The 13921-nt window shown below is 69.7% G+C and carries 13 protein-coding genes; 1 reads left to right on the top strand and 12 read right to left on the bottom strand.

What is annotated here, in order from left to right; genetic code table 11:
* Positions 1 to 58: 58 nt before the first annotated feature.
* From AC3WXD_RS22885 to AC3WXD_RS22875, 3 genes are read right to left on the bottom strand one after another with little or no spacing between them, the layout of a single operon-like run.
* Positions 59 to 586 carry a 3-isopropylmalate dehydratase small subunit gene (locus tag AC3WXD_RS22885; RefSeq protein ID WP_020203156.1) on the bottom strand — a complete coding sequence of 176 codons (528 nt, stop codon included), beginning with the start codon at positions 584 to 586 and terminating at the stop codon, positions 59 to 61.
* Entirely contained in the window at positions 583 to 1827 is a 1245-nt protein-coding gene (locus tag AC3WXD_RS22880; RefSeq protein ID WP_492324758.1) for an aconitase family protein, read from the bottom strand. Before AC3WXD_RS22880 ends, AC3WXD_RS22885 begins: the two co-directional genes overlap by 4 nt.
* A complete protein-coding gene (locus AC3WXD_RS22875) occupies positions 1824 to 2726 on the bottom strand; it encodes an isocitrate lyase/PEP mutase family protein (RefSeq protein WP_059410469.1) in 903 nt (300 codons plus the stop codon). The genes AC3WXD_RS22880 and AC3WXD_RS22875 overlap by 4 nt, the downstream gene beginning before the upstream one ends.
* A 153-nt stretch (positions 2727 to 2879) precedes the next feature.
* Between AC3WXD_RS22875 and AC3WXD_RS22870 the strand changes: the two genes are divergently transcribed.
* Entirely contained in the window at positions 2880 to 3623 is a 744-nt protein-coding gene (locus tag AC3WXD_RS22870; RefSeq protein ID WP_063922930.1) for an IclR family transcriptional regulator, read from the top strand.
* Between the two features lie 13 nt (positions 3624 to 3636).
* Here AC3WXD_RS22870 and AC3WXD_RS22865 read toward each other — a convergent pair whose 3' ends face one another.
* The 9 genes from AC3WXD_RS22865 to ubiB all read right to left on the bottom strand — a co-directional run bounded on the left by AC3WXD_RS22865 (position 3637) and on the right by ubiB (position 13907).
* A complete protein-coding gene (locus AC3WXD_RS22865; protein ID WP_059410467.1) occupies positions 3637 to 4623 on the bottom strand; it encodes a Bug family tripartite tricarboxylate transporter substrate binding protein in 987 nt (328 codons plus the stop codon).
* A 27-nt stretch (positions 4624 to 4650) separates the two neighbouring features.
* Positions 4651 to 5511, bottom strand: a complete 861-nt coding sequence (locus AC3WXD_RS22860; RefSeq protein ID WP_020203151.1) for an HpcH/HpaI aldolase family protein — start codon at positions 5509 to 5511, stop codon at positions 4651 to 4653.
* 13 nt (positions 5512 to 5524) lie between these two features.
* Positions 5525 to 6385 carry a TauD/TfdA dioxygenase family protein gene (locus tag AC3WXD_RS22855; RefSeq protein ID WP_492324757.1) on the bottom strand — a complete coding sequence of 287 codons (861 nt, stop codon included), beginning with the start codon at positions 6383 to 6385 and terminating at the stop codon, positions 5525 to 5527.
* A gap of 349 nt (positions 6386 to 6734) precedes the next feature.
* Positions 6735 to 8540: an aspartate--tRNA ligase gene (aspS, locus tag AC3WXD_RS22850; protein ID WP_029043640.1), complete on the bottom strand. Its 1806-nt coding sequence runs from the start codon at positions 8538 to 8540 to the stop codon at positions 6735 to 6737.
* A gap of 43 nt (positions 8541 to 8583) precedes the next feature.
* The gene (locus tag AC3WXD_RS22845) at positions 8584 to 9285 is read right to left on the bottom strand and encodes a DUF502 domain-containing protein (protein WP_020203148.1); all 702 of its coding nucleotides are present in this window, start codon (positions 9283 to 9285) and stop codon (positions 8584 to 8586) included.
* 14 nt (positions 9286 to 9299) lie between these two features.
* A complete protein-coding gene (locus tag AC3WXD_RS22840; RefSeq protein ID WP_454730909.1) occupies positions 9300 to 9671 on the bottom strand; it encodes an FmdB family zinc ribbon protein in 372 nt (123 codons plus the stop codon).
* A gap of 208 nt (positions 9672 to 9879) precedes the next feature.
* The gene (locus AC3WXD_RS22835; protein WP_020203146.1) at positions 9880 to 11316 is read right to left on the bottom strand and encodes a high affinity choline transporter 1; all 1437 of its coding nucleotides are present in this window, start codon (positions 11314 to 11316) and stop codon (positions 9880 to 9882) included.
* A gap of 286 nt (positions 11317 to 11602) precedes the next feature.
* On the bottom strand, positions 11603 to 12277 hold the full coding sequence (locus tag AC3WXD_RS22830; protein WP_492324756.1) for a methyltransferase domain-containing protein: 675 nt from the start codon (positions 12275 to 12277) through the stop codon (positions 11603 to 11605).
* Between the two features lie 52 nt (positions 12278 to 12329).
* Positions 12330 to 13907: a ubiquinone biosynthesis regulatory protein kinase UbiB gene (gene ubiB, locus AC3WXD_RS22825; protein WP_020203144.1), complete on the bottom strand. Its 1578-nt coding sequence runs from the start codon at positions 13905 to 13907 to the stop codon at positions 12330 to 12332.
* Positions 13908 to 13921: the final 14 nt, after the last annotated feature.

The following is a 13921-nucleotide window of genomic DNA, read 5'->3' as shown; positions in this document are numbered from 1 at the left end:
ACCAGCCGGGATGGCGGCGGCGCTACGCCGCCCCCCGGAACGCCGCCGGCCCGCGCGTTCAGGCGCCCGCCTGCGCCTTCAGCCAGGCCTGCTCGCCGCCGGCGCGCACGATCTCCACCAGCGCCGGCGACATGGCGCCGAAGCCGCCGCGCGTGCCGCGTGTGTGGTTGAGCACTTCGCCGCTGATGAAATCGACCTCGATGTCGTCGCCCTGCCCGGCGAAGGCCGTGATGCCGGCGGCGAACGGCAGCGTTTTCAGGCCCACCGACACGGCCAGCCGGAAGAACGAGCGCGCCATCGACTCGGCCAGCACCGAGACGCCGAGCGCGCCCAGCGCGAGCGGCCCCTGGATGTGCATCGGCCCCTTGCCGAAGTTGCGCCCGGCCACCACGAAATCGCCATGCCGCGCCAGCCCGGCGAAGTCCTTGTCGAGCCCGCACATGGCCAGCGGCGCCAGCCGCGCCGGGTCGTACACCACCTGGCGGGTCATCTCGATGTCCATGATCTGGCCGTCGTTGAGCACGTCGTCGCCGAAGCGCCATACGCGGCCGCGCTGCACCAGCGTGCCGCCGGATGTCGTGGTCATGCTGCCTCCCGGGTCAGTTCGGCCGGCGCCGCGATGCGGCCCATCACGGCGGATGCCGCCACCACCGCGGCGTTGGCGAGGTACACCGGCGCGCGCTCGCTGCCGAGCCGGCCGTGGTCGTTGCGCGTGGCGGTGCAGATGGAAACGTCGTTGTCGCCGAGCGGCGCGTAGGTGCCGTAGCACGGCCCGCAGATGCCGGCGGAGATCTCCGCACCGGCCGCCGAGAGAATGGCCAGCAGCCCCTCGCGCATGGCCTGCTGGTAGATCGCCTGGGTCGCGGCGATCACGGTCAGCCGCACGCCCGCATGCACGCGCCGCCCGGCCAGCACCGCCGCCGCCGCGCGCAGGTCTTCCATCTTGCCGCCGATGCACGAGCCGATGAAGGCCGAGGTGATCGGCACGCCGGCCGCCCGCGCCAGCGGCACGGTGTGCTGCGGGTCGGGCGGCAGGCACACCTGCAGGTCCAGCCCGGAGACGTCGAAGACGATGTCCTCGGCGAAGCGTGCGCCGGAATCGCTGGCCCAGCGCACGCCGTGCGCGTCGGTGGCCGGGCACACCGCGGCCTTGACGCCGATGTCCACCATCGCGTTGCACAGCGTGTGGCGCTCGTCCTCGCCGAGCGCGTCGACGTAGCTGCCGTGGAACTCGATGCAGCGGTAGTCGCCGCGCTCCGCGCCGATGGCGGCCGCCACCCACTGGCCCACGTCGCGGCTCATCACGCCGGCGCGCACCGGCCCCGACAGGCGCACGCGGATGGTCTCGGGCACGCGCAGCCACACCTTGCCGGTGGCCAGCGCCAGCGTGACGCTCAGCCCCAGCGCCACGCCGAGCGCGCCGGCGCAGCCGAGCGCCGGCGCGCGCGTGTCGGCGGCCACCACCAGCATGCCGGGCCTGACGATGCCGAAGTCCAGCGGCGCGTTGTGGCTGATGCCGTGCCGGCCGGTGTCGAGGAACCAGCCCACGCCCTGCGCGCGCGCATCGCCGCGCATGAAGGCGTGCGCTTCCAGGTGCCCGGGCGCGGCCGAGTTGGTGGTGTGGTCGATGGTGACGAAGACCTTCCCGGGCGCGGCCAGGTTCGCGTAGCCGAGCCCGTCCAGCATCTTGCGGTGGCGGTGGTAGTTGAGGTCGTGGGCGACGATCAGGTCGGGCACCGCCCACACCACGTCGCCGGCGCGCACGGCGCCGAGGCCGGCGGCGCGCGCCAGGATCTTCTCGGCCACGGTCAGCGACGGGCGGCTCATTGCGCGGCGACTCCGTCGCGGGCCTGCGCCACGTACCGCGCGTAGTCCGCATCCACGCGGCTGGCGCGCGGCAGGTCGAGATGGCCGGCGATGTCGCCCAGCGTGACCGCCGCGGCCGCGCTCGCGGCGGTGCTGCCGTCCTCGCGCAGCGCGGCCAGCATGCGGGCCTGCGCGTGCACCTGCCCCTGCAGCAGCGACACCGGATAGACCACCAGCGGATAGCCGATCGCCTGCAGCCGCGCGGCCGGCACCAGCGGGCGCAGGTTCTCCACCATCATGACGATGGTCGGCTTCTTCAGGCTCGCGGTGATGCGCGCCATGTCGGCCTCGGCGGCCACCGACATGATGATGGTGGCGTCGGCGCCAGCCTGCTCGTAGACCTGCGCGCGCGCGATGGCCGCGTCGAGGCCTTCGACCGCGAACGCATCGGTGCGCGCGATGATCATGAAGTCGGGGTCGGTGCGCGCTTCCAGCGCCACGCGGATGCGCGCCACCATCTCGGCGGCGCCGACCAGCGTCTTGCCCGGCATCGCCGCGCATTTCTTCGGGAACGGCTGGTCCTCCAGGTGGAGCGCCGCCGCGCCGGCCGCCTCGAACGCGCGCGTGGCGCGGAACACGTTGTAGGCGCCGCCGTAGCCGCTGTCGGCGTCGACGATCAGCGGCAGCGAGGTGGACTGCGCGATGATCCGGGCCCGCTCGACCATCGCGTCCACGCTGATCGCGCCGACGTCCGGCTCGCCCAGCGTGGCGGCCACGCACAGGCCGGACATGTAGGCCGCCTCGAACCCGGCCTGCTCGACCAGGCGCGCGGTGAGGCCGTCGTAGCAGCCGGGCGCGACGGCGATGCTGCCGCGCTGGATCAGTGCCCGCAGCCGGGCGCCTGCGCTTGGGTTGGTCATTGCCTGCTCCTTGTTCAGAAATTCACGAAGGGAAATCGCCGTGGCCCCGCGGCGGGGCCGGCGCTGCTACCGGCGGCGGCGCGCTTTGCCAGCGCCGCCGTTGCCCACTAATATGTCCACCCTATGGACACGCCCCCGAATACGTCCCCGGACATGCCCCCCACCGAGCCGATGGAACCCGGCGCCCTGCGCCGCGGCCTGCGCATCCTCGGCGCGCTGCGCGACGCCGCGGCGCTGCGCGCGGCCGAGCTCGCCGCGCTCACCGGCATCCCGCGCCCCACCGTGTACCGCCTGCTCGAGATCCTCGAGGCCGAAGGCTTCGTGGCGCGCGAGGCGGACGGCAAGTCGTTCACGCTGGCGGCCGCCGTCGACAATCCCGACGACCGCTGGGGCGCGTTCGTGCGCCAGATGGAGCCGGTGATGCGCCGCATCGCGCAGCGCACCGGCAACGCCGTGTTCCTGGTGCGCCAGAAGGACAACGACCTGCTCTGCCTGCATCGCGAGATCGGCACCTACCCGATCCAGATCCTGTCGCTGCCGGTCGGCGGACGTCAGCCGCTGGGCGTCGGCGCGGCCGGCGTGGCCCTGCTTTCCACGATGGGCGCGCGCCAGGTGACGGCGCTGCTCAAGGCCAACACCGAGGCCTACCTGAACTACGGCAACCTCCATGTCTCCACCGTGCGCCGCCTGGTCGAGAACTGCCGCGAGCGCGGCTACGCCGTGGTCGGCAACTACTCGCTCAAGGGCATCCTGGCCGTGGGCGTGCCGATGAAGGCCTCGGGCGGCCTCGGGCAGGCCGCCATGAGCGTGACCGCGCCGCTGGACCGGATGTCGATCCCGCGCCAGCGCGAAGCGGTCGCGATCATGCAGGCCGAGATCAAAGCCGCGGGCCACTGACGCCGCGCCGCGCTCACTCCATGCTGGCGCCGCTGTCCTTGACCAGCACCGCCCAGCGCCGGGTCTCGGCGTTGACGAATTCGCGGAACTGGCCGCCGGCCTGCGGCGGCGCCGGCACGTAGCCGGCCGCCGCGACCTTGTCGCGGTAGTCGGCGCTGGCCAGCACCTCGCCGACCTGCTTGCGGATCGTGGCCACGATTGGCGCGGGCGTGGCGCGCGGCGCGAACAGCCCGTACCAGCCGCTGATCACCATGTCGGGAAAGCCCTGCTCCGCCACCGTGGGAATCTCCGGAAAGGACGGCACGCGGGTCTCGCTGGTCACGGCGAGCGCCTTGATCTTGCCGGCGCGGATGTACGGCCCGGCGGTGTTCAGCGTGTCGAAGATGACCTGCAGTTGCCCGGCCATCAGGTCGGTGATGACCGGCGCGCTGCCACGGTACGGCACGTGCGCGATATGCGTGCCGTGGCGCCGGTTGAACATCTCGCCCACGAGATGCCCGCCGCTGCCGACGCCGGCCGTGCCGAAGCTGAGCTTGGTCGGATTGGCGCGCGAGTACTCGATCAGCTCCTTGAGCGAATTCACCGGCACGCTGACGTTGACCGCGATCACGAACGGATACGACGCCACCTTGGCGATCGGCTCGAGGTCGGTCGACGGGTCGTAGGGCATCGACTTGTACAGGCTCGGGTTGATCGACTGCGTGCCGACGTAGGACATCAGCAGGGTGTAGCCGTCCGGCGTGGCGCGCGCGACCTGCGCGGCGCCGATGTTGCCGTTGGCGCCGGTGACGTTGTCGACCACGAACGGCTGGCCGGATTTCTCGCCGATCTTCACGCCGATCAGGCGCGCCAGGAAGTCGGTGCCGCCGCCGGCCGGCGCCGGCGCCACCACGCGCACCGGCTTGGACGGATAGGGCTGCTGCGGCTGCGCGCGCGCCACGCCGCAGGCCAGGGCCGCGGCAATGAGCACGCGCCCCGCGATGGAGGGAATGGAATGCATGATGGTTGTCTCCCGTTTGCGCCGGCGTCAGGCCGGGACGGCAGCGCGGATGGCATCCCGCGCGGCAACGTCGCCAGTGTCCTGCGCAGCGTCTCGGATGGCGTCGTGGATGGCGCCGAAAGCATTGGAAATGGTGCGCCGGTCGCTGCCCGCGATGAGGATGCGGCAGCCGCTGTCCGCGTAGTGGCGCCGGGCCGCCTTCATGTCCGCGATGTCGGCGTCGAACAGCAGCGCCACCACTTCCACGCCGTGCTCGCGCACCATGCCGATCATGCCGTCGAGCCGCGCGGCCACGGCCGGGTGGTGGCGGTCGCCGTCATGGCCCATCGACACCGCGAGGTCGAACGCGCCCAGCACGATGGCGTCGATGCCGGGCACCTGGAGGATCTCGCCGAGGTTGTCCAGCCCTTCCACGGTCTCCACCAGCAGCCACACCATGACGTTGTCGTTGGCCCACTTGGCGTAGCCCTTCCAGTCCAGCGTCTGGTGGCCGGTGGCGCGGATCAGCGGGCAGGCGCCGCGCCGGCCCTGCGGCCACTCGGCGTTGCGGTAGCGCGCGGCCGCCACCACGGCCTCGGCCTGCGCGCGCGTGGCCACCTGCGGCACGATCACGCCCATCGCGCCGGCGTCGAGCGCCTTGGCGATGCCGGCCGGGTCGTGGCTGGGCACGCGCACCATCGGCGTCATGCCGGTGGCTTCGGCCGCGCGGATCATCTGCACCGTGGTCTCGAGCCCGAACGAGCCGTGCTCGCCGTCGATCCACACGTAGTCGTAGCCGGCGTTGCCCGCCACCTCGACGATCTCCGGGCAGGCCATCTGCACGAACGCGCCGATCGGCGCGCTGCCCGCGGCCAGCGCCGCCCTGATCCTGTTTTCCCTGAATAGCATGGTGGTCTCCCGTTCAGGCGGTGGCGGTGGCGGCGGCGTCGAGATACTCGCCCGCGCAATCGCCTTCGAGCGTGGTGCGGAACAGGCGGCGCAGCTGCTGGTGGTCATAGTCCATCAGCGCCAGGTGCATGGTGCAGCGGTTGTCCCACATCAGCACGTCGTGCTTGCGCCACTGGTGGCGGTAGACGGACTCGGACCGCGTGGAGTGCGCGAACAGGTACTGCAGCAGCGGCTGGCTCTCGGCCACCGTCATGCCTTCGAAATGGCTGGTCAGCATTTCGTTGACGTAGAGCGCGGGGCGCCCCGTCACCGGATGGATGCGCACCACCGGGTGGACCACCGGCGGGTTGTTCCTGGCCTTGGCGGCCAGCGTCTTCTCGTCGAGCCCGCGCAGGTGCTTCGCGGCGATCACGGTGTGCACCGCGCGCATCGGCGCGAGCAGGCGCTTCATGCCGTCCGAGAGCGTGTCGTAGGCCTCGTACATGTTGGCGAACATGGTGTCGCCGCCCACCTCGGGAATCACGTGCGCGTGCAGCAGCGAGGCCATGCTCGGGCGCAGCGTCATCGAGTGGTCCGAATGCCACTGCTGGCCGAACACCTTGGAGCGCTCCTTGCCTTCGTTGGTGACGACGATCAGCTCGGGATGGTCCGGGTGGCGGTACTCGGGGATCGCGTCGTGCTGCTCGAGCGGCCCGAACTTCCGGCTGAACGCGATGTGCGTGTCGAACGAGATGTCCTGGTCGCGGAACAGCAGCACCTGGTACTGCGCGAATGCCTGCCGGATCCCGGCGAGATCGTCCGGCGCGCAGTCGGCGGTAATCCTGAAGCCGACGACTTCTGCGCCGAGGGAATTGGATAGCTTGCGGAAATGCACCTCTGTCTCCTTTCTGGTCTGTCCGCCGCGCTTCTGGCCAGGAGGGCCGGCGCGGGATGGAGCCATTATCGGGACGGGTGCGGGCACCCTCAATGCAGGTTGTCCACTGGATGGACAAATCGGGGCGACTGCGGGTTTCTGCCTACGCGCACGCCGAAATGCCGCAAAGCCGCCTGTGGCGCGGCCCGGCGGGCCACCGCCGCGCGCCGCGCGCGTGCGGCAGGGCACACAACGCGCGGGCCCCGGCCCTGCGCGGGCGAAAAAAAGCCCTGCGCGCGCCAACCGGGGTCGGCGCCACGCTGGGCTTCCTGAGCAGCATGCGGCGGGCGGCCCGCAGGCCGCCCGGCACTCAGGCGGTCTTCGGCTCGGCCGAGCGCAGGCGGATGTGCAGCTCGCGCAGTTGCTTCTCGTCGACCGTGCTCGGGGCCTGGGTCAGCAGGTCCTGGGCGCGCTGGGTCTTGGGGAAGGCGATCACGTCGCGGATCGAGTCGGCGCCGGCCATCATCGTGACGATGCGGTCCAGGCCGAAGGCCAGGCCGCCGTGCGGGGGCGCGCCGTACTGCAGCGCGTCGAGCAGGTAGCCGAACTTGGCGCGGGCTTCTTCCTCGCCGATCTTGAGCGCGCGGAACACCTTGCTCTGCACGTCCTCGCGGTAGATCCGCACCGAGCCGCCGCCCATTTCCCAGCCGTTGAGCACCATGTCGTAGGCCTTGGCGATGCACTTGCCCGGATCGGTTTCCAGGTATTGCAGGTGCTCGTCCTTGGGGCTGGTGAACGGGTGGTGCATGGCGACCCAGCGGGCGTCTTCCTCGTCGTACTCGAACATCGGGAAGTCGATCACCCACAGCGGCTTCCACACGTCCTCGAACAGGCCGTTGCTCTTGCCGAACTCGGAGTGGCCGATCTTCAGGCGCAGGCCGCCGATGGCGTCGTTGACCACCTTGGCCTTGTCCGCGCCGAAGAAGATGATGTCGCCGTCCTGGGCGCCGGTGCGCTTGAGGATCTCGGCGATGGCGGCGTCGTGCAGGTTCTTGACGATCGGCGATTGCAGGCCGTCGCGGCCCTTGGCCACTTCGTTGACCTTGATCCAGGCCAGGCCCTTGGCGCCGTAGATGCCGACGAACTGGGTGTAGGCGTCGATCTCGCCGCGCGAGATGGCGCTGCCGCCCGGCACGCGCAGGCCGACCACGCGGCCGTTGTCGCTGTTGGCCGGGCCGGAGAACACCTTGAAGTCGACGTCCTTCATGACGTCGGTCAGCTCGGTGAATTCAAGCTTGACGCGCAGGTCGGGCTTGTCCGAGCCGAAGCGGGCCATCGCCTCGCGGAACTCCATCACCGGGAACCGGGCGTCGAGGTCCACGTCGATGGCGTTCTTGAACACCGTGCGCATCATGTCCTCGAACAGGTCGCGGATCTCCTGCTCGGTCAGGAACGAGGTCTCGCAGTCGATCTGCGTGAACTCGGGCTGGCGGTCGGCGCGCAGGTCCTCGTCGCGGAAGCACTTGGTGATCTGGTAGTAGCGGTCGAAGCCCGACACCATCAGCATCTGCTTGAAGATCTGCGGCGACTGCGGCAGCGCGAAGAAGTGGCCCGGGTTGGTGCGCGACGGCACCAGGTAGTCGCGCGCGCCTTCCGGCGTGCTCTTGCCCAGCATCGGCGTCTCGATGTCGATGAAGCCCTGCGCGTCGAGGAACTTGCGCACTTCCATCGCCACCTTGTAGCGCAGGCGCAGGTTGTACTGCATCTGCGGGCGGCGCAGGTCCAGCACGCGGTGCGTCAGGCGCGTGGTTTCCGACAGGTTGTCGTCGTCGAGCTGGAACGGCGGCGTGACCGACGGGTTGAGCACGGTCAGCTCATGGCACAGCACCTCGATCTTGCCCGAGGTCAGGTTGGCGTTCTCGGTGCCGGCCGGGCGCGCGCGCACCTTGCCGGTGATGCGGATGCAGAACTCGTTGCGGATCTCTTCGGCCGCCTTGAACATCTCGGGGCGGTCGGGGTCGCACACCACCTGGACCAGGCCTTCGCGGTCGCGCAGGTCGATGAAGATCACGCCGCCGTGATCGCGGCGGCGCTGCACCCAGCCGGTCAGGGCCACTTCCTGGCCCGTCAGTTGTTCGGTCACGAGACCGCAATAGTGAGTACGCATGGAGGACATAAGAGAATTCCCGGAATAACGCGGCCGCTGGTGCGGCCGGCGATCAATTTGAAGACGTTGTGTCGGCGGGCTCGGCGAGGGCTTCGTCCGGCGCCCCGTCGTCGCGCGCCGTGTCGCTCTTGCGCGGCAGCTCGGTCGGCGCCACCACGCCCATCGAGACGATGTACTTCAGCGCGGCGTCGACGGTCATGTCGAGTTCGATGGTATCGGCCTTGGGCATCATCAGGAAGAAGCCCGAGGTCGGGTTGGGCGTGGTCGGCACGTAGACGCTGACGTACTCGCCCTGGAGATGGTTTTGCACGTCGCCGCCGGGGCGGCCGGTGAGGAAGGCGATGGTCCACGAGCCTTCGCGCGGGTACTGCACCAGCAGCGCCTTGCGAAAGGCATTGCCCGAGGACGACAGCAGCGTGTCGGACACCTGCTTGACGCTGGTGTAGATCGGCCCGACCACCGGGATGTGGCCCAGCAGCGCCTCCCACCAGCGCACCAGCCGCTGGCCGATGAAGTTGTGGGCCAGCATGCCGACCAGCAGGATGAACAGCAGCGTCAGGATCGCGCCCAGGCCGGTCACGCGCTTGCCGAACATCAGCCGGTCCGGGCGCCAGGTCTCGGGCAGCAGCGCCAGGCTCTGGTCCATCGTGCCGATGACCAGGCTCAGCACCCACAGCGTGATGCCCAGCGGCACCAGGACAAGCAGCCCGGTCAGGAACCAGGTCTTGAGGGCGGAGGTCTTCTTCGCCGGCACGGTGCGTTCTGCTTTCAATGGCAGGCGCAAGCGCTGCCGCAACCGCCGGCCGGGCTTGTCGATGCGGTGGTGCCCGAGGCCGCCGAAGCGGTCGAAGAGGCAGCGGCGCCGCCGGCCGGCTCGCCCGACGCTGCCGGCGCGCCGCCGGCGCTGTCGCCGCCCGCGGCGGGCGCGGTGGCCGGCGCGGAGGTGCCGCCGTTGCCGCCGCGGAAGTCGGTGACGTACCAGCCCGAGCCCTTGAGCTGGAAGCCCGCCGCGGTCAGTTGTTTCTTGAAGGTGCCCGCCGCGCCGCAGGATGGGCAGTCGGTGAGCGGAGCATCGCTCATTTTCTGCAGCACATCGCGCCCGTGGCCGCAGGCGTCGCAACGGTAGGCATAAATCGGCATAGTGGCTCTCCGCGAGGATTCTGGAACGGAAACTGGATGGACGGATCGGAAGGCGCCGCCGTGCCGGCCGGGAAGTTGCCGTTCCCGGGCCGCCGCATGGCGGTGCAAAGCCTTGAATTATAAACCGTTCTGCGTGAGCCGGGCCGCAGGAAAAGGGGCAGAAAATGCATCCGGACGCACGCCAGGCGGGATGCGATGCCGGCGCCGCTCAGGCCAGGTGGACTTCCTTGACGCGCGGATGGTCGCCGATCCACTGCGGCAGCAGCGAGCCGAGCACCATGCCGCCGATCGAGAACATCAGCCCGACCATCTGCGGCGGCACCGCCGCGTCGGGGAAGGCGACCTCGCAGCACAGCCACGACGCCAGCCCCAGCAGGATGGCGGCGAGGCCGCCCTGGCGCGTGGCGGGCTTCCAGAACATGCCGAACGCCAGCGGCACGAAGGACGAGACCAATGTGACCTTGTAGGCGTTTTCGACCATGTGGAAGATCGACAGGTGCGAGTTCAGCGCGAACAGCGTCACCAGCACCGCGAAGCACAGCACCACGGTCTGCATCACGCGCAGGAAGCGACGGTCGTCGAGGTGGCGGAAGTACGGCCGCAGGATGTTCTCGGCGAACGTCACCGACGGCGCCAGCAGCGTGGCCGAGGCGCAGCTCTTGATGGCCGACAGCAGCGCGCCGAAGAACATCACCTGGGCGAACATCGGCGCGTGGGTCAGGATCAGCTTGGGCAGGATCAGCTGCGAGTCGGTGTTGATGTACTTCTCCACCATCTGCGGATCGATCATGGTGGCCGAGTACGCCAGGAACATCGGGATGAAGGCGAAGCAGAAATACAGCACGCCGCCGAGCACCGAGGCGCGCCCGGCGATCTGCTCGGTGCGCGACGAGGTCACGCGCTGGAACACGTCCTGCTGCGGGATCGAGCCCAGCATCATGGTAAACAGCGCCGCCGCGAAGCCGATGATCTGCACCAGGTCCAGCGACGGCAGGAAGGTGAACTTGCCGGCCGCCGCCGCGTGCGACACCACCGCGGCCACGCCGCCAGCCTGGCCGCTGACCTCGACGCCGATGTACACCATGCCGATCACGATGATGATCATCTGGATGAAGTCGGTCACGGCCACCGACCACATGCCGCCGAACAGCGTGTAGACCAGCACGCTGGCCGCGCCGATCATCATGCCGGCCTCCTGCGACAGCGCGCCGTCCGAGACGGTGAAGAACACCAGCCCGAGCGCCTTGATCTGCGCGGCCACCCAGCCCAGGTAGGACATCACGATGCACAGCGTGGTCAGCACCTCGGCCAGCCGCCCGTAGCGGTTGTGATAGTAGTCGCCGATGGTGAGCAGGTTCATGCGGTACAGCGGACGCGCGAAGAACAGGCCGACCAGGATCAGGCACAGCGAGGAACCGAAGGGATCGGACACCACCCCGGACAGGCCTTCCTTGAGGAACACGGCGGGGATGCCGAGCACCGTCTCCGAGCCGAACCACGTGGCGAAGACGGTGGCGGTGACGATGTAAAAAGGCAGGCTGCGGCCGGCGACCGCGAAGTCCGTGGTGTTGCGCACGCGCAGCGCGGCCCACAGGCCGATGCCGACCGAGATTATCCAGTAGATGACGACGAACCAGATCAGCATGGCGCTGCCCTATCCCAAAAATGCCCTTGCGGCGAAAAACCGGTTGCCGGGTGGGCGGGATGCTGCCTGTGCCTGTGCCGCCCTGCCCCGGGTCCAATTCATCGGTCGGGGCCGCATGGGTGGCTGATCTAGCCTGCGGTCGTAGCCGAATCAAAACGCGGATTATAGCCACGCAGGCCGCCGCGGGAGAAAAAAATTCCGGGCGCCGGGCAAATCCCCGAAGCGGTGCAGCGCGGGCGCCACAGGCGGGCCCGCGCGCGCCGGCGCCCCGGGAAAACGCGGGCGCCTATGCGCGCCGGCGCCAGACTTGCCAGTGCTCGCGCCCGGCGAACACCGGCAGCGAACCGGTGGCGGGACGGTCCTCCACCAGCTCGAAGGTCGGCGCCAGCAGCGCCTCCAGCCCGGCGCGCGGGATCGAGAACGGCGGGCCGCCGCGGGTCTCGTCCAGGAAGAAGTAGCCGGCCAGCAGGCCGCCCGCCGGCAGCAGTGCCGCCACGCGCGCGCCGTAGGCGGCGCGCATGGCCGGCGGCAGCGCGCACAGGAACGCGCGCTCGTAGATCAGGCGGCAGGCGGGCTCCGGTGTGAAGGCGAAGAAATCCGCCTCGCGCACCACGGCGCCGGCCGGCCCCAGCGCGTGGCGCGCGCTGGCCACGGCCTGCGGCGAAAAGTCGATCGCGGTCACGGGCCAGCCGCGCGCGTGCAGCCAGCCGGCTTCCCAGCCGTTGCCGCAGCCGGGCACCAGCGTGGGGCACGGCGCCAGCGCCGTGGCGAAGGCGGCGAACTCGGCCGGCACGCCGCCCAGGTCCCACGGCATGAAGCCCTTTTCGAAACGCTCGTCCCAGAACGCCGGGTCGGCGGCGTCGCGGGTGGCGAAGGCGGGCGCGGCGGCGCTGCCGGGGTCGCTGTCCTTGCGCTCCTTGCTGTCCTTGCTGTCCTTGCCGCTCTTGTTGGCTTCGGTCACGCCGTGTCTCCTTGTGATTGTCCTGCCCGATGCGGGCCGCGAACGCGGCGGGCTACAGGTAGCCGCCCAGGCTCAGCAGTTCCGTCAGCACGATGCCGGCGAGGAAGCCGCCGGCCAGCAGCAGCGCCGTGGCGATCAGGCGGTTGGTGCGGCGCTGCTCGGCGATCAGCGTGCCCAGCAGCTTCTCCTGCTGGCCGTTGTCCACCAGCGCGCGGCGCTCGAGGAACTGGTGCGCGAGGCGCGGGAAGTCCGGCAGCATCTTGGCCCATTGCGGCGCCTCGACCTGGATGCGCTCCCACGCGCCCTTCCAGCCGACCTGCTCGTGCATCCATTTTTCCAGGAAGGGCTTGGCGGTCTGCCACAGGTCGAGGTCGGGATCGAGCTGGCGGCCCAGACCCTCGATGTTGAGCAGGGTCTTCTGCAGCAGCACCAGTTGCGGCTGGATCTCGACGTTGAAGCGGCGCGAGGTCTGGAACAGGCGCATCAGCACCATGCCCAGCGAGATCTCCTTGAGCGGCTTGTCGAAGTACGGCTCGCAGCAGGCGCGCACCGCGCTTTCGAGCTCTTCCACGCGCGTGTCGGGCGGCACCCAGCCGGACTCCACGTGCAGCAGCGCCACGCGGTGGTAGTCGCGGCGGAAGAAGGCGATGAAGTTCTGCGCCAGGTAGTTCTTGTCGAACTCGGACAGCGCGCCGACGATGCCGAAGTCCAGCGCGATGTAGCGGCCCAGCGTCTGCGGCGCCACCGACACGAGGATGTTGCCGGGGTGCATGTCGGCATGGAAGAAGCCGTCGCGGAAGACCTGGGTGAAGAAGATCTCCACGCCCTCCTCGGCCAGCTTGTGCATGTCCACGCCGGCTGCCCTGAGCGCCTCGTTGCGCGAGATGGGAACGCCGTGCATGCGCTCCATCACGAACACCTCGCTGCTGCAGAAGTCCCAGAACACCTCGGGCACCAGCAGCAGTCTGGTGTCGTTGAAGTTGCGGCGCAACTGGCTGCAGTTGGCGGCCTCGATCATCAGGTCGAGCTCGTCGTGCAGGTACTTGTCGAACTCGGCCACCACCTCGCGCGGCTTGAGGCGCTTGCCGTCGGCCCAGAAGCGCTCGAGCCAGGCGGCGAGGTCGCGCATCAGCGCGAGGTCGCTGTCGATCACCGGCAGCATGCCCGGGCGCAGCACCTTCACCGCCACCTCGCGGCCGTGGCTGGAGCCGCCCTTGAGCGTGGCGAAGTGCACCTGCGCGATCGACGCGCTGGCCACCGGCTGGTGGTCGAAGCTCTCGAACAGCGTGGCCAGCGGCCGGCCCAGCGAGCGCTCGATGATCTTGACCGCCACCACCGGGTCGAACGGCGGCACCTGATCCTGCAGCTTGGCCAGCTCGTCGGCGATATCGGCCGGCATCAGGTCGCGCCGGGTCGAGAGCACCTGGCCGAACTTGACGAAGATCGGCCCGAGCCGCGTCAGCGCCAGCCGCAGGCGCTCGCCGCGCGGCATGTCGAGCTTGCGCCCGATGGTGATGACGCGCACCAGGAAGCGGATGCGGCGGCTCTTGAAGCCGGACAGCACGAGTTCATCCAGCCCGTAGTAGAGGATGACGAAGACAATCTTGCAAAGGCGCAGGAAGCGGGTCATGCAGGTTTCAGTAT

It is taken from the genome of Cupriavidus sp. FW216-B1, assembly GCF_058789195.1.
Note: the sequence above shows the minus strand (reverse complement) of the source record. Positions and strands in the feature narration are given on the sequence as shown.